Here is a 20,763-nt window from a genome sequence, read left to right as displayed (position 1 = left end):
CACTTTTCGACCCGATGCCCAGTGCTCCGGAGATGGTGATGACGACGTTCAAGGCCCTCGTGGCGACCAAGGGCGAGACCGGGCCGAACCTCGCCTTCACCGATTTCGCCGAGAGCGACCTGATGGAGGGCGACGTCACCGTCCGCGTCACGCATTCGACGGTGAACTACAAGGACGGGCTCGCCGTCACCGGCAAGGCGCCGGTGGTGCGCCGCTGGCCGATGATCCCCGGCATCGACTTCGCCGGCCGGGTCGAGACCTCCGATCATCCCGATTTCAAGCCCGGCGATCTCGTCGTCCTCAACGGCTGGGGCACGGGCGAAACGCATCTCGGCGCCTACGCCCAGAAGAGCCGCGTCAAGGGCGACTGGCTGGTGTCGCTGCCGGCAGGGCTCACGCCGGCCCAGGCGATGGCGATCGGCACGGCCGGCTACACGGCCATGCTCTGCGTGCTCGCGCTCGAAAAGCACGGCCTGAAGCCCTCCGATGGTCCGGTCGTGGTGACAGGCGCTGCCGGCGGTGTCGGCTCGGTCGCGATCGCGTTGCTCGCCAAGGCCGGCTGGCGCGTCATCGCCTCGACCGGCCGGGCCGAAGAGGCCGACTACCTCAAGAGCCTCGGCGCCGCCGAGATCATCGACCGCAACGAACTGGCGGCGCCCGGCCGCCCACTCGGCAAGGAGCGCTGGATCGCCGGCGTCGACGCGGTCGGTTCGCACACCCTCGCGAACCTGCTCTCGATGACGAAATACGGCGGCGCCATCGCCGCCTGCGGGCTGGCGCAGGGCATGGACCTGCCGGCCTCGGTCGCGCCCTTCATCCTGCGCGGCGTCGCCCTGCTCGGCGTCGATTCGGTGATGTGCCCGAAGCCGCGCCGGCTCGAAGCCTGGCTGCGCCTCGCCAGCGATCTCGACCGCGACAAGCTCGCCCTGATTACCACGACGATCCCGCTGGAAGCGGTGATCGAGATCGGCAAGGCCATCGTCGAAGGCAAGGTGAAGGGCAGAGTGGTCGTCGAGATCGGTTGATCTGCGCGGAGCCACGCCGTCATCGTTCTCGTCATGGTCGGGCTTGTCCCGGCCATCCACGTCTTCGTCGATCAAGGCCTGTGTTCAAGACGTGGATGCTCGCCACAAGGGCGAGCATGACGGGCTGGGGCCATGTCGTGTTCATGGAGCTGAGCTCAGGTCTGCATCTGTCCTTACCCCTCGAACCTTACCCCTCGAACAACGCCCGCTGCCGCGCGAGTTCGTTGCTGCAGAAATCCATGAAGGCGCGGACGCGCGGCACATGGCGGATATCGGGGTGGGTCAGCACCCAGAGGCCCGTCGCGAAATCCGGATTGGGCGGCAGGAGCCGCATCAGCTCCGGCCGCTGGTCGGCGATGAAGCAGGGCAGTGGCCCGATGCCGAGGCCTTGCGCCACCGCCTCGGCGATTCCCAGCACGGCCGAGCTCTTCAGCGCGATCCGCTCCGGCGCGACATGCTCGCGCACGAAGCGCGCGGCCTTCACATGCGAGAGCTGGTCGCCGAGCGCGACCCAGTCGCGCTGGTAGAGCAGCGTCGGGTTTGCCTCCTCCTCAGGCGTGATACCGTCCGCGGCGCGGCCATAGATCGCCCAGGCGATGGTGGCGATGCGCCGGCCGACCAGCGTCTCGCCCGGCGTGTCGCTGGCGCGGATCGCGATATCGGCGTCGCGCTTCGACAGGTTGAGCGCCTGGTTGCCTATGACGACATCGAGCCGGATCAGCGGATGTGCTTTGCGGAAGGCCGCGAAGATCGGCAGCAGCACGTTTTGGTAGAGCGTGTCGGTCGTGGTGATCCGCAATTCGCCGGAGGGAGCGACATCCCGGCCGGCAAGGCGCCGGGCGAAGGCGGTGACATCCTCGTCCATGCGGCTCGCCAGCGCCGCCATCTCGGCCCCGGCAACCGTCGCGACATAGCCGGTCTTGCGCCGCTCGAAGAGCGGCAGGCCGACGAGCTCCTCGATCTGGCCAAGACGCCGGAACACGGTCGAATGATTGACCGAGAGCGCCGCCGCCGCCCCGGTCAGCCCGTCATGATCGGCAATGGCCTTGATCAGCCGGAAATCGTCCCAGGCAAGCTTGGCATTCATCGGCGAGGCATCCTCCTGCGCGCACGCAAGCCGATATCTTGCAATGATGCAAGCTGGAGGAATTCAAATCCGAGAGAGCAGATCGTATCCGAGCCCTCATCCTGAGGAGCCGCGAAGCGGCGTCTCGAAGGATGCTTCAAGAGGCTCCGGAGACATCTGGAGCATCCTTCGAGACGCGAGCCTTTGGCTCGCTCCTCAGGATGAGGGCTGTGAAACCTTCAGCGTGGTGCCGCGGCGCGCCGCAGACGGTCGTTGATCGCCTCGCCCAGCCCGTGCTCGGGAATGCGGGCGACCGCGATGGTCTTCCGCCCCATCTCGTCGAGTCGGCGCATATGGCCGAAGAGATGGGCGGCGGCCTCGCGCAGATCGCCGCTCGGGCTGAGATTGAGCGAGGCCGGATGCTCGTGCGCCTCGGGACCGAAGCCGAGCCAGGCCTCGCCGTCCGCCGGAGCGTCTGCATCAAGCCGCACGCGCGCCGCCGGCGCATAATGCGAGGCGAGCATGCCGGGCGAGATCGGCGCGTGGCCGGCATCGCCCACGATCACCAGCGGTCGGCCGATGACCCGCTCGATCGCCTCGCGCGGCACACCGCCGGGACGCAGCAGCCGCGGCGCGCCGTCGAGGCAGGCGACGATGGTCGATTCGACGCCGACCTCGGTCGGGCCGGCATCGATGACGGCATCGATGCGGCCTTCCAGATCCGCGAGGACATGGGGGGCGCTGGTCGCGCTGATCCGGCCGGAGCGATTGGCGGAAGGCGCCGCGATCGGACGCCCGGCCGCTTCCAGCACGGCATGCGCGACCGGATGGGCCGGAACGCGCAACGCCACGGAGGGGAGCCCCGCCCGCGCCAGATCGCTCACGGTGCATCCGGGCGAGGCCGGCACGACCAGCGTCAACGGCCCTGGCCAGAAGGCTTGCGCCAGCGCCAGCGCGTTCGCATCGAACAGGCCTTGCCGGCGCGCGCTCGCGAGATCGGGCAGATGCGAGATCAGCGGGTTGAAGCTCGGCCGCTCCTTGGCGGCGTAGATGCCGGCGACCGCCGCGCCCGAGGTCGCGTCTGCCGCGAGTCCGTAGACCGTCTCGGTCGGCATGGCGACGAGCCCGCCGGCCCGCAGCAGTTCAGCCGCCTCGCCGATGCCGGAGGCATCGGCGGCGAGGAGCTTCGTCTGGCGAGGAGGAGGCGAGGGCTGGTTCACGATACGATTGACCAAAGATGGTTTATATATAAACTAACTGACGGGCGCGACACGGGACGAAGGTCGCGCTCGCTTGCGCGTGGCTTAGGCGATAGTTCCTCGCTACCATCGCGGCAACGGCAAATGCAGGCTGCGGCTGCCTTCAAGGGCAAGTGCCGGCCTCAGGGAGAGACGGTTATGAGCTATCGCGCCCCGGTTTCGGACATGCTCTCCACCATGCGCCACGTCGCGGGGCTCGACCGGCTCATCGCCGACGGGCTCGTGCCCGAGCTCGAAGGCGGCGTGGCGGAAGCCGTGCTCGACGAGGCCGCGAAATTCGCCAACGACGTGATCGCGCCGCTGAACCGCGTCGGCGACCTCAATGGCTCGAAGCTGAAGGACGGCGCCGTCACCACGCCGCCCGGCTGGAAGGAGGCCTACAAGGCCTGGGCCGAGGCCGGCTGGAACGCGCTGCCGGCGCCGGAAGCCTATGGCGGACAGGGCCTGCCGACGCTGCTGCAATCGGCCTGCATCGAGATGTGGAATTCGGCCGCCTTCGCCTTCGCGCTCGGCCCGTTGCTGACGGTCGGCGCGATCGAAGCGCTCTATGCGCACGGCTCCGATCATCTCAAGGAGACCTATCTCGCCAAGCTCGTCTCCGGCGAGTGGATGGGCACGATGAACCTGACCGAGCCGCAGGCGGGCTCCGATCTCAACGCGCTTCGCAGCAAGGCCGAGCGCGTCGGTGACGGCACCTATCGCATCACCGGCCAGAAGATCTTCATCACCTATGGCGAGCACGATCTGACGGACAACATCATCCATCTCGTGCTGGCGCGCCTGCCCGATGCCCCTCCCGGCACGCGCGGCATCTCGCTCTTCCTCGTGCCGAAATTCCTGGTCAATGCCGATGGCTCGCTCGGCGCCCATAACGACCTGCGCTGCTCCGGCATCGAGCACAAGCTCGGCATCCATGCCTCGCCGACCTGCTCGATGGCCTTCGGCGACAATGACGGTGCGATCGGCTGGCTGATCGGCGAGGAGAACCGTGGCCTCGCCTGCATGTTCACGATGATGAACAACGCCCGGCTCAATGTCGCGCTGCAGGGCGTCGCCATTGCCGAGCGCGCCTATCAGCAGGCGCTCGCCTTCGCGCATGAGCGCAAGCAGGGCGCAGCGCTCGATGCGCCCAAGGGCGCGCCGATGAGCCCGATCATCGTCCACCCCGATGTCCGCCGCATGCTGATGGACATGCGCGCCAAGACCCAAGGCGCTCGCGCCATCTCCTATCAGGTTGCCGAGGCGCTCGACCGCTCGCATCGCGAAACCGACGAGGGCAAGCGCAAGGCGGCCTCCGAGCGCGCCGCGATCCTCACCCCCATCGCCAAGGCCTATGCCACTGATATAGGCATCGATGTCGCCTCGACCGGCGTGCAGGTTCATGGCGGCATGGGCTTCGTCGAGGAGACCGGCGCCGCCCAGCATCTCCGCGATGCCCGGATCGCAGCGATCTACGAGGGCACCAACGGCATCCAGGCGATCGATCTCGTCACCCGTAAACTGCCGTTGTCCAGCGGCGACGCGGTACACGCTCTGATCAACGAGATGCGCGGCATCGTCGCCGAGGTCGAACGCGCCAACAATCCGGGCTTCGGCCATGCCGCCGCCCGCCTCGGCGCTGCCGTCGACTCTCTGGAACGCGCCACGGAATGGATGCTCGGCGCGCTCGGCGGCAAGCCTGCCGATGCTCTGGCCGGCGCCACGCCCTATCTCAAACTCTTCGCGCTGGCGCAGGGCGGCACGGGACTGGCGAAGAAGGCGCTCGCCACGCGTTCGGAGGCTGAGGGCACGGCCGATCTCGCCACCGCCCGCTTCTATGCCGAATGCATTGCGACCGAGGCGCCGGCCCTCGAACTCGCGGTGACGGAAGGCGCCGGCGCCATCGCCGACGCGGCCGCGGTCTTCGCCGCGTGAGCGCAGCCGCGCCCCGTTCAGGCAGCCGTAGCCTTGCGGGCGCGGATATGCAGGAACAATGGCGCGATATGCGTGTCGGCGAGATAGGGGATGGCCCGCGCCGTCTCCGCGTCGACGCTCGGCTCGACCATCTGCTCGATCGTGAGCCCCGCCGCGACGATCATCGCCACCCATTCGCTCAGCGTGCGGTGGAAGCGCGGCACGCGGAACGGCTCGACCTTGGCCTTTTCATGCTCGGGCGCGGCCCCGAAGCGCCAGGTCTCGATCGCCCCGTTCGTGTTGTTGAAGTACTCCGTGATCAGCAGCCCGGTCACGGTGCCGTCCGCAGCGCGCACGACCTTGCGGTTCGGCGGCGCGAAGCAGGGATGCAGGATCGAGAACTGCAAGAAACCGCCGGGCTTGAGCACGCGCGCGGCCTCGGCGATGCCGAGGTCCTGCCGGTGCATGTCCATCAGCGACATGAAGGCCGTGGCGAAATCGAAAGACCCGTCCGGGAAGGGCAGGGCGGTGCCGTCGCCGAACCGGTAGTCGATTCCGAGCGGAGCCGCGGCTTCAGCCTCCTGCGCATGGCGGATGAAGGTCGGCGCGATGTCGACGGCGATCATGCGCCCGCCGGCTTCGGCGAGCTTGCGCGTGTTCGAGCCCTCGCCGCAGCCGATATCGAGCCCTTTCAGCCCTGCGATATCCGGCAGGTTCGCCAGGAAGACCGGCGTGTTCTGGGCGTCGCGGTAGAGGTCGTAGCCGGCCCGTGCATGCCGGGTCCATGTCTCGGCATTGGCCTCCCAGCAAGCGGCGACATCGGTGCTGTCCATGGTGCTGCTCCGTTGCGAGGGGAGCGGGGCTATAGAGCAGCAGGTGGCGCGTGGCTAGCGGATTTCCTGTCCGACAACGCGAGTCATCCCGGGCGCAGCGAAGCGGAGACCCGGGATCAATGTCGGAGCGCAGCCGGTAAAGGTTCAGGCATGGATCCCGGATCGGCGCCGCTGACGCGGCTTGTCCGGGATGACCCGGGTGGGATGTGTCGGATTGGCCCATCGGGGCCGGGAGGGGTGACATGAGCGCGTCCCTCTCCGGCCGCATCTGCCTCGTCGCGGGCGCCTCGCGCGGGCTCGGGCGCGGCATTGCCAGGGCGCTGGGCGAGGCTGGCGCGACCGTCATCGTCACCGGCCGTTCCAGCGAGGCCGGGCCGCGCACCGACCAGCGTCCCGAGACCTTCGAGGACGCGGCCCGCGAGGTCGAGGCTGCCGGCGGCAAGGGCTATCCCTATCGCTGCGACCATACCAGCGAACGCGATGTCGACGGGCTTGTCGCCTGGGCCTTGCGCCGCTTCGGCCGGCTGGACTGCGTCGTCGATGCCGTCTGGGGCGGCAATGAGGGTTACGACGGCGAGCGCTACCCTGACGGTTCAAGCTTCGGCACGCCGTTCTGGCGTCGTCCGGTGGCACGACTGGGCGAGAGCTTCGAGAGTGGCGTCTATGCCCAGTTGCTGCTGGCGCGCGCGGTCGCGCCGGCCATGGTGCAGACGCGCTCGGGCCTCATCGTCACGCTGAGCTTCGACATGGGCGGCCTCTATCTCGGCGATGTCTTCTACGATCTCGCCAAGGCGACGATGAACCGCCTGAGCTTCGCGATGGCGCAGGAGCTGAAGCCCTTCGGCGTCACCGCGCTGGGCCTCTCGCCCGGCCATGTCCTGACCGAGCGCGTCCGTGACGCAGGCCTCGCCGCCGAGACCACAGAAACCCCGCTCTATGCCGGCCGCGCCGTCGCGGCATTGGCTGCCGATCGCGATGTCGCGCGCCATGCAGGGCGCGTGCTGCACGTCGCCGATCTGGCGCGCGCCTATGGCTTCACCGACCGGGACGGCGCGCAGCCGGCCCGCTACGTCATCGATAACCAGGAGGGAGGCGGCGATGTCGCTCAAGGGTAAGACGCTTTTCATCACCGGCGGCTCGCGCGGCATCGGTCTCGCCATCGCGCTCAGGGCAGCGCGGGATGGTGCCAATGTCACCATCGCCGCCAAGACGGCCGAACCGCATCCCAAGCTTCCCGGCACGATCTACACCTCGGCCGCCGAGATCGAGGCGGCCGGCGGCAAATGCCTGCCTTTGATGGTCGATGTCCGCGACGAGCAGAGCGTCGCCGAGGCGATCGCCAAGACCGCCGAGACCTTCGGCGGCATCGACATCGTCGTGAACAATGCCAGCGCGATCCAGCTGAGCAACACGCAGACGACCGACATGAAGCGCTTCGATCTGATGCACCAGATCAACACGCGCGGCACCTTCATGGTCTCGAAATACGCCATTCCCCACCTGGAGAAGGCCGAGAACCCGCATATCCTGATGCTGTCGCCGCCGCTGGACATGAAGACGCAGTGGTTCGCGCCGCACCTGGCCTATTCCATCGCCAAATACGGCATGAGTCTGTGCGTGCTCGGCCTTGCCGGCGAGCTGGCGCGCAAGGGCATCGCGGTCAACGCGCTCTGGCCGCGCACCACCATCGCGACCGCTGCCGTCCAGAACCTGCTCGGCGGCGACAAGATGGTGCAGGCCAGCCGCACGCCGGAGATTCTCGCCGACGCCGCCCACATGATCTTCTCGAAGTCGTCCCGCGAATTCTCCGGCCACTTCCTGATCGACGACAGCTTCATGGCCGGTGAGGGCGTCACCGATTTCAGCCCGTATCGCGTTGATCCGTCGGTGCCGCTGATGCCGGATTTCTTCGTGCCGGCCGACAGCCTGCCGCCGCAGGGCGTGAAGGGCGGCGTCTGACGCCGTCATCGGTTTGACACCGGCGGGCGTTTGGAGTTGGTGCAGTGCAAATCGCGCCGAGCAACACCACGCTCCCGGATGGCCAGCCATGCTTCTGATCCACGGAATCTGCCCCAAGAACGGTGACAAGCTCTCTCACCGTTCGCTGGCCGAAGATGAGGAGATTCCGCCCGGCTCGATCTGGATCGACCTGCTCAATCCAAGCGGCACGGAGGATTCCAAGGTCGAGAAGCATCTCGGCATCTCCATTCCGACGCGGGAGGAGATGCACGATCTCGAGCCGTCCGAGACGATCTACGCCGAGGACGGCGCGCATTACATGACGGCGCGCGTCATCTGCCATTCGGAAAGCAATGTGCCGCGGCTCGCCGACGTCACCTTCATCCTGACCGAGAAGGCGCTGGTCACGGTGCGCTATGACGAGCCCGGCGCCTTCAACATCTTCCTCAACCGGGCGACCAAGCCGGGCGGCTGCGAGCTGGAGCCGGCGGGGGTGATCGAGGGGCTGGTCGAATCGATCGTCGACCGTGCCGCGGAGGTGCTGCGCGGCGTCGGCGACCGCATCGACCTGCGCTCGCGCCAGATCTTCGACGGCAACAGCGCCAGCGTCGAGCAGGGCCGCGTCTACCAGGCGGTGGTGCGCAAGATCGGCCAGTATGAGCACATCATCTCGAATGTCCGCGAGAGCATGGTCTCGGTCGAGCGCGTGCTGCTGTACCTTTCGGCGAATTTCAAGCGCACCAAGAAGGCGGCGAGCGGCTTCACTCCGGAATGGCGCGCCGCGATTCGCGACGTGCAGGCGATCGAGGAGCACGCCACCTTCCTGTCGAACAAACTCCAGTTCATGCTGAACGCGACGCTCGGCCTCGTCTCGATCGAGCAGAACAAGATCATCAAGCTCTTTTCGGTCGTCGCGGTGGTCTTCATGCCGCCGACGCTGGTCGCTTCGATCTACGGCATGAATTTCGAGAAGATGCCCGAATTGAAATGGGAAATCGGCTATCCCCTCTCGCTCGGCATCATGGTGGTGGCCGCCATCCTGCCTTACCTGTTCTTCCGCTGGAAGAAGTGGCTGTGAGGCGCTGACCGCGCGCGCTACGCTGAAGGCCGGATGACTCAGCCGCAGATTCTCTCCGTCCTTCTCGTCGCCGGCATGATGGCTGCCTTCCTGTGGGGGCGCCTGCGCTACGATATCGTCGCGATGCTGGCGCTGCTCACCGCCGTCGCGCTCGGGCTGGTGCCGGCGGCTGATGCCTTCAAGGGCTTCTCCGACGACATCGTCATCATCGTCGGCAGCGCGCTGGTGCTGAGCGCCGCGGTCGCGCGCTCGCGCATCATCGAGCGGCTGTTCTCCAAGCTTGGCTCGGGCCTCACCTCGACGCAATTGCAGGTGCCGCTGCTCGTCTTCGTCGTCGCGGTGATGTCGGCCATCATCAAGAATATCGGCGCGCTCGCGATGATGCTGCCGATCGCCTACCAGCTCGCCCGCAAGAGCGGGAAATCGCCCTCGGTCTTCCTGATGCCGATGGCCTTCGCCTCGCTGCTCGGCGGCATCGTCACGCTGGTCGGTACATCGCCCAATGTCATCGTCGCCCGCGTCCGCCAGGAGCTTGGCGGCGAGCCCTTCCGCATGTTCGATTTCGCCCCGGTCGGGATCGTCGTGGCCGTTGCCGGCTGCCTCTTCCTCAGCCTCGGCTATCGCCTGCTGCCGCGCGATCGCCGCGGCGCCGTCTCGCTCGATCAGGCGATCGATATCAAGGATTACCTGACCGAGGCCACGCTGCGCGAGAAAGCGCCGCTCGCGGGCAAGACGGTCGCCGATCTCAAAGCGATCGGCGGCGATGCCATCGAGATCGTCTCGATCCTGCGCAACGAGCGCCGCGTTCAGGCGCCATTGCCCGATGCCTCGCTGAAGGCCGGCGACATCCTGCTGCTGCGCGGCGACGCTGCCGTGCTGGAGCGGGTGGTCGCCGAGGGCGGGCTCGATCTCGCCGGCAAGGACCGCCCGACCCAGAAGGAGGATGCGCTCGATCCCGACCGCATCGCCGAGGCGATCATCGGCCCGGATTCGACGCTGATCGGCCAGTCGGCGGGCGACATCGCCCTGCATAGCCGCTTCGGCGTCAACATGATCGCGATCAGCCGCTCGGGCGAGCGCTTCAGCCAGCGCCTGCGCGACATTCGCCTGCGGGCCGGCGACATCGTCGTGATCCAGGGCGACGAGAAGCTGCTGCCGGAAAAGCTCTCCGAGCTCAGCCTGCTGCCGCTGGCGGACCGGCTGGTGCCGCTGGGCTCGACGCGCCGCGTCGTGCTGACCGTGACGATCGCGCTCGCTGCCATCATCGCGCTCGCCGCGGGGCTGGCCCCGGTGCCGCTCGTCTTCTTCGCTGCCGCCGTGCTGCTGATCGCCTTCCGCTGCGTGCCCTTGCGCGAGGCCTATCACAGCATCGACGCACCGATCCTGCTGATGCTGGCGGCGCTGATCCCGGTCTCCGACTCCCTGCGGACGACCGGCGCCACCGACCTCTTCGCCTCCTGGCTCGCGATGATCGGCGGCGGCTTGCCGGGCTGGGCCTCGGTCGCGCTCATATTGGTGGCGGCGATGGCGGTGACGCCGTTCCTGAACAATGCCGCGACGGTGCTGGTCATGGCGCCGATCGGCGCGGGCTTCGCGAAGAACCTCGGCTACAATCCCGACGCTTTCCTGATGGCGGTCGCGATCGGCGCGGCCTGCGACTTCCTCACGCCGATCGGCCACCAGTGCAACACGCTGGTGATGGGGCCGGGCGGCTATCGCTTCAGCGACTATGCGCGGCTCGGCGCGCCGTTGTCGCTGCTGGTCATCCTGCTCGCAGTACCGATGATCCTGCTGGTCTGGCCGCTCAAATAACTAAAGCCAGCCATTACGCCTGAAGCGCCAGTACAGGATCGAGCAGGCCGTCACGATCACGCCGATCACCACGAAGTAGCCGTACTGCGTCTCCAGCTCCGGCATGTTCTTGAAATTCATGCCGTAGATGCCGGCCACCGCCGTCGGCACGGCCAGGATGGCGGCCCAGGACGCGAGGCGCTTGGTGATCAGGCTTTCCTGGCTTTGCCCGACGAGCAGGCTCGCCTCGAAGGCGAAGGCCAGCACTTCGCGCAGGCTGTCGATCTTCTCCTGCACGGTGCGGACATGGTCGGTGACGTCGCGGAACATCGGGGCGAGCGTCGGCCGGACCTGCGGCACGGTGCCGTTCATCAGGCGCTGGCAGACATCGACCAATGGCGCCACCGCATTGCGCAGGCGCAGCAGGTCGCGCCTGAGCATGTAGAGCCGCTCGATATCGGAGCGTGCCATCGGCTTGGCCAGGATCTTGTCCTCGATCTCCTCGACCTCGTCATGGATCGCTTCGAGCACCGGCATGTAGTTGTCGACGATGAAGTCGAGGATCGCATAGAGGATGAAATCCTCGCCCTTCGCCAGCGAGGTCGGGCAGGTCTCCCAGTGTTGCCGCACCGACTTGTACGAGGTCGAGGCGCCGTGCCGGACGCTGACGATGTAGCCACGGCCGACGAAGATATGGGTCTCACCGAAGGCGATGCGCCCCTCGATCAACTGGGCGGTGCGAGCGACCACGAAGAGCGCGTCGCCATATTGCTCGAGCTTTGGTCGCTGATGCGCGTTGGTCGCGTCCTCGACAGCGAGCGGATGCAGGTTGAACTGCTGCTGCACGCAGCGCAGCAGCGCGGGCTCCGGCTCGCACAGGCCGATCCAGACGACATGGTCATCCTTGCGTGCCCACTCGCCGGCCTCGGTGACCGGGATATCGGCGACCCGCACGCCATGGACATAGACGCCGGACGCGACGACGCCGTCCTGATGCGGATGGTCCTGTTCGGGAGGGGTGGCGACGAGCGCCGTTTCCCGCGCGACGGAGGGGCTGAGCCGGACTTCCGAAACTGACATGCGACCACCTCGCCGATCGCTGGATCATCGGATGGCAGGCTAGAACTGTTCGATCTCCGTGGAAATCACTTTTCCGGCAAAGGGGAACGTTGCGGCGGCAGTCTCGCCACACCGCTAACCCACCCCGGTGTCATCCCGGACGCAGCGAAGCGGAGATCCGGGATCCATGCCTGAGCCTCTTTCGGAAGCGCTCCGGAATGGATCCCGGGTCTCCCTGCGGTCGCCCGGGATGACATCTGCGTTGAGGGATTGGAGAATGTTTTTATCGCATGTGGGTCAAAGAACAGAATTATCCACTTTTGCGGAAGCTGGATCGGGCGGTGTATAGGAATATTCATCTACGGCCATGGGCCGAGCCAGAAGAGATCCTGTCATGACCACCGCAATTCCCCGGACCGGCACAGCCGGAGCCGGTTCAAAACCGTTCTATTCCAGCTTCGGCTTCCAGGTTCTGGCGGCCATGGTGATCGGCCTCGTGCTTGGCTGGATCGCGCGCAATATGGGGCCGGTCGCGCCCGGCCAGCCCAACTGGCTGACCGTCACGCTCGCGACCACCGGTTCGATCTTCGTGCAGCTCCTGCAGGCGCTGGTGCCGCCGCTGATCTTCACCGCGATCGTCGCCTCGATCAGCAATCTCCGGCAGCTCTCGAACGCCGCCGCTCTGGTCTGGCAGACGCTGCTCTGGTTTGCGATCACCGCCTTCATCGCCGTGCTGATCGGCATCGCGCTCGGCCTTATCATCCAGCCCGGCATCAATGCCGGCGTCGCCGCGGCCAGCGCCAAGGCGCCGGGCTCCGTCGGCTCCTGGCTCGACTTCCTGAAGGGCCTCGTGCCCGCCAACATGTTCGGCCTGCAGGCGACGACGCGCGTCGAGGGCAGCGGCGCGACCACGCGCCTCGGTTTCAACGTGCTGCAATTGCTGGTGATCTCGATCGTCGTTGGCGTCGCCGCGCTGAAGGTCGGCGAGCGCGCCAACAGCTTCCTCGCGCTGAACGAGTCGTTCCTCGCGATCGTCCGCAAGGTCCTGTGGTGGGTGATCCGGCTGACGCCGATCGGCACCATCGGCCTGCTCGGCAATGCCGTCGCGCAGTACGGCTGGCAGACGCTGGAGCAGCTCTCCTGGTACGCCTTCGCCGTCTATCTCGGCCTCGCGATCGTGCTGCTCGTCGTCTATCCCGCGCTGCTCGTCCTGCACGGCCTGTCGCCGGCGCGCTTCTTTGCGGGTGCCTGGCCGGCGATCCAGCTCGCCTTCGTCTCGCGCTCCTCGATCGGCACTCTGCCGGTGACCGAGGCCGTGACCGAGAAGAGCCTCGGCGTGCCCCGCGAATACGCCGCCTTTGCCGTGCCGCTGGGCGCCACCACGAAGATGGACGGCTGCGCCGCGATCTATCCGGCGATCTCCGCGATCTTCGTCGCGCAGTTCTACGGCGTGCCGCTCGGCATCCAGGAATATGTGCTGATCGCCTTCGTCTCGGTCATCGGCTCGGCCGCGACCGCCGGCCTCACCGGCGCGACGGTGATGCTGACGCTGACGCTCTCGACGCTCGGCCTTCCGCTGGCCGGTGTCGGCCTGCTGCTCGCCATCGACCCGATCCTCGACATGGGCCGTACGGCGGTGAATGTCGCCGGTCAGGCGCTGGTGCCGACCCTTGTCGCCAAGCGCCAGGGCATGCTCGATCAGGCGCAGTACGACCGCGCCGGCGATATCGAGGCGATCGACGCCAGCCCAAGGGCGGCGTGAGGCGAAGGAAACACCGCCGTCATTCCGGAGCGCCGCGAAGCGGCGAGCCCGGAACCCATGATCACGACGCTGCCGTCATGGTCGGGCTTGTCCCGACCATCCACGTCTTTGTCGATGCTGGGCGGTGTTCAAGACGTGGATGCTCGCCACAGGGGCGAGCATGACGGCGACGACAATCAAATGTTGTGTTCATGGGTTCCGGGCTCAGGCCTTCGGCCTGCCCCGGAATGACAATGGAGACACTCTCAGGCCATCACCTTGCTGACGACCTGCTTCAGCGCCGAGCTGTCGCGCTCCAGCCAACCGGGAACCGGCAGGTTCTTCGAGCGCAGGAATTCCGGGTTGAACAGCTTCGACTGGTAGCGCGTGCCGTAGTCGCAGAGCACCGTCACGATGGTGTGGCCTGGCCCCATCTGCTTCGCCAGCCGGATCGCGCCGGCGACATTGATGCCGGACGAGCCGCCGAGGCACAGGCCCTCCTGCTCCAAGAGGTCGAAGACGATCTGCACCGCTTCCGCATCCGGGATCTGGAAGGCGATATCGACCGGCGCATCGACCAGATTGGCGGTGATCCGGCCCTGGCCGATGCCCTCGGTGATCGACGAGCCTTCGGCCTTGAGCACGCCCGCCGTGTAGTAGGAATAGAGCGCCGCCCCCATCGGATCGGCCAGCCCGATCGTGACCTTCGGATTGCGCGCCTTCAGCGCCATGCCGACGCCGGCGAGCGTACCGCCTGAGCCGACCGCGCAGATGAAGCCATCGACCTTGCCCGCCGTCTGTTCCCAGATTTCCGGGCCGGTCGTGTCGATATGGCCCTGCCGGTTCGCGACATTGTCGAACTGGTTGGCCCAGACCGCGCCTTTGGGCTCGGTCCTCGCCAGCTCCTCGGCGAGGCGGCCGGAGACCTTCACGTAGTTGTTGGGATTGGCATACGGCGCCGCCGGCACCTCGACCAGCGTCGCGCCGGCCAGCCGCAGCATGTCTTTCTTTTCCTGGCTCTGCGTCTCCGGGATGACGATGACCGAGCGGTAGCCCAGCGCATTGCCGACGAGCGCGATGCCGATGCCGGTATTGCCGGCCGTGCCCTCGACGATGAAGCCGCCCGGCTTCAACTGCCCCTTCGCCTCGGCATCGCGGATGATGGCGAGCGCGGCGCGGTCCTTCACCGACTGTCCGGGATTCATGAACTCGGCCTTGCCGAGGATGGTGCAGCCGGTCTCCGCCGAGGCGCGTTCGAGCTTGATGAGCGGGGTGTTGCCGATGGCTTCGATGACGCCGTTGCGGATAGTCATGGCAGGATTTCCCTATTCGTCCCTGACCTGATAGGCGAAAGCCCTACCGAGGTCATCAGTGAGCGGGCTTCGCGCCCCGAGTTCGGAACAATGCCAGTCGCCAAGCCGCAAGCCGGAGAAATTTCTTCTCCGAAGCTCGCCATGAATGAAGTTCTCACCGTCGATCGCCTCGGCCAGAAGGGCGACGGCATCGTGCAGGCCGCCTCCGGCAGCATCTTCATTCCCTATGCGCTGCCGGGCGAAACCGTGCGCGCCGTGGTCGATGGCGAGCGCGGCCAGCTCGTCGAGATCATCGCGCCCTCGGATTCCCGCATCGCCGCGATCTGCCCGCTCTTCACCCGCTGCGGCGGCTGCGCGGCCCAGCACATGGCGCCCGGCCTCTATCGCGAGTGGAAGCGCCAGCAGGTCGTCGCCGCCCTGAGCCGGGCCGGCATCGAGGCGCCGGTCGCCGATCTCGTCGATGCCCATGGCGCCGGGCGCCGTCGCGTCACCTTCCATGCCCGCCGTCAGGGCGAGGCGATGATCGTCGGCTTCATGGCGGCACGCAGCCATGATCTGATTTCGGTCGAGGCCTGCCCTGTACTGGCGCCGGGGCTCGATCGCGCGCCTGCCGTCGCGCTGATGCTGGCGAACCGGATGGGCGGCGCGAACAAGCCGCTCGACATTCAGGTCACCGCTTCGGAAGCCGGGCTCGATGTCGATATCCGCGGCCATGGCCCGCTCGGTGACAAGCTTCGGCTCGCCCTGACGCAGCTCGCCGAACGGCTCGATCTCGCCCGGCTCTCCAATCATGGCGAGATCGTCGTCGAGCGTCGCTCGCCCTTGCAGCGCATGGGCAAGGCGCTCGTCGCGCCGGCCGCGGGCGGCTTCCTTCAGGCGACGGCGGCGGGCGAGGAGGTTCTGGCCGGGCTCGTCATCGCGGCCCTGCCCAAGGGCAAGCGCGCGGCCGATCTCTTCGCCGGTTGCGGCCCGTTCAGCTTCCGTCTCGCCGAGCGCATGCAGGTTCTTGCCATCGAGAGCGACAAGGCGGCGATGCTGGCGCTGGCCAAGGGCGCCGGCGCGACGCAAGGGCTCAAACCCATCGCGACCGAGACGCGCGATCTCTTCCGCCGCCCGCTGCTGGAGCACGAACTGAACGGTTTCGACGTGATCGTGCTCGATCCGCCCCGAGCCGGCGCGGAGGCGCAGGTCAAGCGCCTGGCGGCGTCCAAGGTCAAGGACGTGATCTACGTCTCCTGCGATGCGGCGAGCTTCGCGCGCGACGCCGCGACGCTCGTTGCGGGCGGCTATGCGCTGGAGGCCGTGACGCCGGTCGACCAGTTCCGCTATTCCGCTCATGTCGAGCTCGTCGGCGTGTTCCGGCGCGGCAGGAAGGGCTAGGGCTTCAGGATGAGCGCAATTCTCGATCGCATGGCCGGTATCGTCGGCGCGAAGAACATCGTCACCGACGCCGACGCGATGGTGCCCTATCTCAAGGAATGGCGCGATCTCTTCCGCGGCAAGGCGCAAGGCATCGTCCGCCCCGGCTCGACCGCGGAGGTCGCCGAGCTGGTCAAGCTCGCGGCCGAGACCGGCACGGCGCTGGTGCCGCAGGGCGGCAATACCGGCCTCGTCGGCGGCCAGATTCCGATCTCCGAGGGCAGAGAGGTCATCCTCTCGCTGCAGCGCCTCGACAAGATCCGCGCCGTCGACACCGATGGCGACACGATGATCGTCGAGGCCGGCGTCACCCTGAAGCGCGCGCAGGATGCGGCCGAGGCCGCCGGCCGGCTCTTCCCGCTTTCGCTGGCCTCGGAGGGCTCCTGCACCATCGGCGGCAACCTCTCGACCAATGCCGGCGGCACCGCCGTTCTGGCCTATGGCAATGCCCGCGAACTCTGCATGGGCCTTGAGGTCGTGCTGCCGGATGGGCGCATCTGGAACGGCCTGCGCCAGCTGCGCAAGGACAACACCGGCTACGACCTGAAGAACCTCTTCATCGGCGCCGAGGGCACGCTCGGCATCATCACGGCGGCAGTGTTGAAGCTCTTCCCTGCGCCCGCGGCCCGCGCCACGGCCTTCCTCGCAGTGCCCGATCCGGCGGCGGCGCTAGAACTGCTGAACGCCGCCAAGGCCGGCGCCGGCGGCACGCTCACCACCTTCGAGCTGATGCCGCGCATCGGCATGGACTTCGTCCTGCGCCATGCGTCCGGCACGCGCGATCCGCTCTCCGAGCCCTCGCCCTGGTATGTGCTGATGGAGGTCTCGGCCCAGCAGGCCTCGGGGCTCGACGAGCATGTCGAGGCCTTCCTCGGCGAGGCGCTGGAGAAGGGCATCGTCACGGATGCGGCCCTGGCCGGCTCGCTGACCCAGCGCGCCGATTTCTGGAAGCTGCGCGAGATGCTCTCCGAGGTGCAGACCTATGAGGGCGGCTCGATCAAGCACGACGTCTCCGTGCCGATCCATGCGACGCCCGAGTTCCTGGCGCGGGCCATCGCGGCGGTGGAGGCGATGGTGCCGGGCTGCCGGCCGGTGCCCTTCGGCCATCTCGGCGACGGCAACATCCATTTCAACGTCAGCCAGCCGGTCGGCGCCGACAAGGCTGCCTATCTGGCCCGCTGGAGCGAGATGAACGAGGCGGTCCACGGCATCGTCGCGGAGCTTCGCGGCTCGATCTCGGCCGAGCACGGCATCGGCCGCCTGAAGCGCGACCTGCTGCCCGGCGTGAAGGACCCCGTCGAGCTCGACCTGATGCGGACGTTGAAGCGCACGCTCGATCCCAAGCGGATTCTCAATCCGGGCGCCGTGCTGGCGCAGGACTGAGCCACGGATCGCAAGCCTGACCGCCTAATCGGCAGCCTGCACCGCGAAAGGCTGCCGCCGGAGGCTCCTGCTCAAAAATTTGGCAGGAAGGCCTTTCCGCTCGATTGACCGCTTTTCGCGGCATCTCTAGCCTTCGCCCTCATAACGATAACATGAGGGGTTGGCTGCTATGATCGGCGTATCGCGGATGCTGTCGAATTGCGCGCGTAGGCGGGGCAGGGGGCCTACGCGCCGCGCGCTTGCCGCGCTGGCTTTGGCCGGAGCGGCTGCGATGGCCGGCGCGCTGCCCGCCGCCGCCCAGACGCCGATCAAGTTCACGCTCGACTGGGTCTTCCAGGGCCCGACCTCGCCCTTCCTCGTCGCGCTCGACAAGGGCTACTACAAGGCCGAGGGCCTCGACGTGACCATGGACCCCGGCCAGGGCTCGGCCGGCGCGGTCCAGCGCGTCGCCACCGGCGCCTACGATATCGGCTTCGCCGACGTGAACTCGCTGATCGAGTACAACGCCAAGAACGTGGGCAAGGAAATCCTCTGCGTCTTCATGGCCTATGATTTCCCGCCCTTTGGCGTCCACGCGCTGAAGAAGAGCGGCATCACCAAGCCGACGGACCTCGCCGGCAAGAAGCTCGGCGCGCCGGTCTTCGATGCCTCGTTCCGCCTGTTCCCGGCCTTCGCCAAGAAGAATGGCGTCGACGCAGCCTCCGTCCAGCACGTCAACCTGACCCCGCAATTGCGCGAGCAGTCGCTGGTGCAGGGCACGGTCGATTTCATCTCCGGCCATTATTTCTCGTCGATCCTCGATCTCAAGGCGCGCGGCGTGAAACCGGAGGATGTCGTCTCCTTCAACTACTCCGACTACAAGATGGACGTTTACGGCAACGGCATCATCGTCTCGCCGGCGCTTGCCGCGAAGCCAGCGGCCGTGACCGGGTTCCTGCGCGCCACCGCCAAGGCCTGGCGGGAGGTTGCCCTCAACCCGGCGCTCGGCATCGCCGCCGCCAAGAAGCGCGATCCGCTGATCGACGAGAAGCTGGAGGCCGAGCGCCTCGATATGTCGCTGAGGCTCAACGTGCTCACCCCCTTCGTGAAGGCGAACGGCATGGGCGATGTCGATCCCGCGCGCTTCGCCCGCTCGGTCAAGGACGTGGCCGAGGCCTTCGGCCTGCCGTCCGCGCCCGAGCCGGACAAGGTCTTCACCGGCAAATTCCTGCCGCCGAAGGCGGAGCGGATGCTCGGCCCCTGACGCTCAGCCGTCATGGCCGGGCCTGACCCGGCCATCGCGCCCGAGCCTTTTCCTCCCCGAGCTTCTCGGGGCAAGCCCGAGACGACGCCCGGATGGCTGAAGCACACGAAAGTCCCCTCGTCGAACTGCGGCAGGTCAGCCTCGCCTATGGCAGCGGGCCCAGCCGCATGCAGGCACTGGACGACGCGACCCTCTCCATCGCGAAGGGCGAGTTCATCGCCGTGGTCGGCCCCTCCGGCTGCGGCAAGTCGACCCTGATGAAGCTCGTCACCGGGCTGCTGCCGCCGAGCGGCGGCGAGGTCCGCGTGCACGGGCAGGTGGTCAAGGGGCCGATCCGTGGCGTCGGCATGGCCTTCCAGGCGCCGACGCTGATGCCCTGGCGCTCGACGCTCGACAACATCCTGCTGCCGCTGGAGGTGGTCGAGCCGCACAAGCGCCGCTTCCGCGCCAACAAGGCCGAATATGTCGCGCGCGGCGAGGCGCTGCTGGCGTCGGTCGGGCTCGGCGGCTTCGGCCAGAAATATCCCTGGCAGCTTTCGGGCGGCATGCAGCAGCGCTCGAGCCTGTGCCGCGCGCTCGTTCACGAGCCCGATATCCTGATGCTCGACGAGCCCTTCGGCGCGCTCGACGCCTTCACGCGCGAGGAGCTCTGGGGCGTGATGCAGAAGCTCTGGATGGAGCGGCGGTTCACGGCGGTGCTGGTCACGCACGACCTGCGCGAGGCGGTCTATCTCGCCGACACCGTCTATGTGATGAGCCGGCGCCCCGGAAAGGTCGTCAAGATCCGCAAGATCGAATTGCCGCGCCCGCGCACGCTGGAGACGACCTTCACGGTCGAGTTCGTCGATATCGTCCATGAGCTGCGCGAGCGCATCCATATGGAGCATGCGTGATGCGGCCCCCGGCAGGACAAAGATCATGACGGAACCTCAGAAGCGCGTCCTGCTTCTCGCCATGCCCTGGCTCGCCATGGGCGGGCTGCTGCTGCTCTGGGAGATCGCCTGCATCGTCTTCGACGTGCCGGAGATCCTGGCGCCGCGCCCGAGCCGCATCATCGAGACGATGATCCAGCGCTGGGACATCCTGCTGCGCTTCTGCCTGGAGACGCTCTGGACCACGCTGATCGGCTTCGCTCTGGCGATCGGCTTTGGCCTGCTGCTCGGCCTCGCCGTCGGCGCCTCGCCCTTCGTCTATTCCGGCCTGTATCCATTGCTGATCGCCTTCAACGCGATCCCGAAGGTCGCGATCGTGCCGATCCTGATGATCTGGGTCGGCGTCGGCGCCTTGCCGGCGGTGATCACCGCCTTCGTCATCTCCTTCTTCCCGATCGTCGTGAATGTCGCGACGGGCCTTGCCACCATCGAGCCCGAGATGCGCGACGTGATGCGCTCGCTCGGCGCCAGCCAATGGGAAATCCTGACCAAGGTCGGCGTGCCCCGCGCGATGCCCTATCTCTTCGCCAGCCTGAAGGTCGCGGTCACGCTCGCCTTCGTCGGTTCGGTGCTGTCGGAGACGGTCGGCGGCAATCGCGGCATCGGCTTCCTGATGCTCTCGGCGGGCGCGCGCAACGACGCGCCGACGACCTTCGCCGGGCTCTTCTCCATCGCCATCATGGGCATCGCGCTCTATGCGCTCTGCGCCCTGGTCGAGCGGCGGATGACCCGCTGGGCCTTCCGCGGCGAGATCGTCGCCTGAGTTGAA

17 protein-coding genes are annotated in these 20,763 nt (G+C 67.3%); 12 read left to right on the top strand and 5 right to left on the bottom strand.

Annotation, left to right across the window (positions count from 1 at the left end; translation table 11 throughout):
• Nucleotides 1–38: 38 nt before the first annotated feature.
• Nucleotides 39–1,025, top strand: coding sequence for an acrylyl-CoA reductase (NADPH) (gene acuI, locus WFK61_RS00845; RefSeq protein WP_336809650.1), 987 nt, complete (start codon nucleotides 39–41; stop codon nucleotides 1,023–1,025).
• Nucleotides 1,026–1,212: 187 nt separating this feature from the next.
• Here the strand turns inward: acuI and WFK61_RS00840 are convergent, their stop codons facing one another.
• Both WFK61_RS00840 and WFK61_RS00835 read right to left on the bottom strand, forming a co-directional pair.
• A complete protein-coding gene (locus WFK61_RS00840) occupies nucleotides 1,213–2,112 on the bottom strand; it encodes a LysR family transcriptional regulator (protein ID WP_336809649.1) in 900 nt (299 codons plus the stop codon).
• Between the two features lie 218 nt (nucleotides 2,113–2,330).
• A complete protein-coding gene (locus WFK61_RS00835) occupies nucleotides 2,331–3,311 on the bottom strand; it encodes an L-threonylcarbamoyladenylate synthase (protein ID WP_336809648.1) in 981 nt (326 codons plus the stop codon).
• Between the two features lie 177 nt (nucleotides 3,312–3,488).
• On the opposite strand from WFK61_RS00835, the gene WFK61_RS00830 reads away from it, so the two are divergent.
• A complete protein-coding gene (locus tag WFK61_RS00830; RefSeq protein WP_336809647.1) occupies nucleotides 3,489–5,264 on the top strand; it encodes an acyl-CoA dehydrogenase family protein in 1,776 nt (591 codons plus the stop codon).
• 17 nt (nucleotides 5,265–5,281) lie between these two features.
• Here the strand turns inward: WFK61_RS00830 and WFK61_RS00825 are convergent, their stop codons facing one another.
• A complete protein-coding gene (locus tag WFK61_RS00825; RefSeq protein WP_336809646.1) occupies nucleotides 5,282–6,076 on the bottom strand; it encodes a class I SAM-dependent methyltransferase in 795 nt (264 codons plus the stop codon).
• Between the two features lie 242 nt (nucleotides 6,077–6,318).
• Here WFK61_RS00825 and WFK61_RS00820 point away from each other — a divergent pair, with 242 nt between their 5' ends.
• From WFK61_RS00820 to WFK61_RS00805, 4 genes are all read left to right on the top strand, one after another.
• Nucleotides 6,319–7,191, top strand: a complete 873-nt coding sequence (locus WFK61_RS00820) for an SDR family NAD(P)-dependent oxidoreductase (RefSeq protein ID WP_336809645.1) — start codon at nucleotides 6,319–6,321, stop codon at nucleotides 7,189–7,191.
• A complete protein-coding gene (locus WFK61_RS00815; RefSeq protein WP_336809644.1) occupies nucleotides 7,175–8,035 on the top strand; it encodes an SDR family oxidoreductase in 861 nt (286 codons plus the stop codon). The genes WFK61_RS00820 and WFK61_RS00815 overlap by 17 nt, the downstream gene beginning before the upstream one ends.
• 88 nt (nucleotides 8,036–8,123) lie before the next feature.
• Nucleotides 8,124–9,113, top strand: a complete 990-nt coding sequence (locus tag WFK61_RS00810; RefSeq protein WP_336809643.1) for a magnesium transporter CorA family protein — start codon at nucleotides 8,124–8,126, stop codon at nucleotides 9,111–9,113.
• Between the two features lie 33 nt (nucleotides 9,114–9,146).
• Entirely contained in the window at nucleotides 9,147–10,925 is a 1,779-nt protein-coding gene (locus WFK61_RS00805; protein WP_336809642.1) for an SLC13 family permease, read from the top strand.
• Here the strand turns inward: WFK61_RS00805 and corA are convergent, their stop codons facing one another.
• The gene (corA, locus tag WFK61_RS00800; protein WP_336809641.1) at nucleotides 10,926–11,984 is read right to left on the bottom strand and encodes a magnesium/cobalt transporter CorA; all 1,059 of its coding nucleotides are present in this window, start codon (nucleotides 11,982–11,984) and stop codon (nucleotides 10,926–10,928) included. It lies immediately after the preceding gene.
• Between the two features lie 373 nt (nucleotides 11,985–12,357).
• Here corA and WFK61_RS00795 point away from each other — a divergent pair, with 373 nt between their 5' ends.
• Nucleotides 12,358–13,725: a dicarboxylate/amino acid:cation symporter gene (locus tag WFK61_RS00795; RefSeq protein WP_336809640.1), complete on the top strand. Its 1,368-nt coding sequence runs from the start codon at nucleotides 12,358–12,360 to the stop codon at nucleotides 13,723–13,725.
• 245 nt (nucleotides 13,726–13,970) lie between these two features.
• Here WFK61_RS00795 and WFK61_RS00790 read toward each other — a convergent pair whose 3' ends face one another.
• Nucleotides 13,971–15,017, bottom strand: a complete 1,047-nt coding sequence (locus WFK61_RS00790) for a cysteine synthase A (protein WP_336809639.1) — start codon at nucleotides 15,015–15,017, stop codon at nucleotides 13,971–13,973.
• A 141-nt stretch (nucleotides 15,018–15,158) separates the two neighbouring features.
• Between WFK61_RS00790 and WFK61_RS00785 the strand changes: the two genes are divergently transcribed.
• The 5 genes from WFK61_RS00785 (at nucleotide 15,159) to WFK61_RS00765 (ending at nucleotide 20,757) form a co-directional block, all read left to right on the top strand.
• Nucleotides 15,159–16,397 (top strand): class I SAM-dependent RNA methyltransferase, encoded by a 1,239-nt coding sequence (locus WFK61_RS00785; RefSeq protein ID WP_336809638.1) that lies wholly within the window; start codon nucleotides 15,159–15,161, stop codon nucleotides 16,395–16,397.
• 9 nt (nucleotides 16,398–16,406) lie between these two features.
• Nucleotides 16,407–17,819 carry an FAD-binding oxidoreductase gene (locus WFK61_RS00780; RefSeq protein ID WP_336809637.1) on the top strand — a complete coding sequence of 471 codons (1,413 nt, stop codon included), beginning with the start codon at nucleotides 16,407–16,409 and terminating at the stop codon, nucleotides 17,817–17,819.
• Nucleotides 17,820–18,090: 271 nt separating this feature from the next.
• The gene (locus WFK61_RS00775) at nucleotides 18,091–19,062 is read left to right on the top strand and encodes an ABC transporter substrate-binding protein (protein WP_336809636.1); all 972 of its coding nucleotides are present in this window, start codon (nucleotides 18,091–18,093) and stop codon (nucleotides 19,060–19,062) included.
• Nucleotides 19,063–19,154: 92 nt separating this feature from the next.
• The gene (locus WFK61_RS00770; RefSeq protein WP_336809635.1) at nucleotides 19,155–19,955 is read left to right on the top strand and encodes an ABC transporter ATP-binding protein; all 801 of its coding nucleotides are present in this window, start codon (nucleotides 19,155–19,157) and stop codon (nucleotides 19,953–19,955) included.
• Nucleotides 19,956–19,980: 25 nt separating this feature from the next.
• Nucleotides 19,981–20,757, top strand: a complete 777-nt coding sequence (locus WFK61_RS00765; RefSeq protein WP_336809634.1) for an ABC transporter permease — start codon at nucleotides 19,981–19,983, stop codon at nucleotides 20,755–20,757.
• The last annotated feature ends 6 nt before the right edge of the window (nucleotides 20,758–20,763 follow it).

Origin of the sequence: Allobosea sp. MMO-172 (assembly GCF_037147855.1) — a bacterium.
In the GTDB taxonomy this organism is placed as follows: Bacteria; Pseudomonadota; Alphaproteobacteria; order Rhizobiales; family Beijerinckiaceae; genus Allobosea.
The sequence above is the reverse complement of the archived record's forward strand: the minus strand, read 5'-3'. Positions and strand labels throughout refer to the sequence as shown.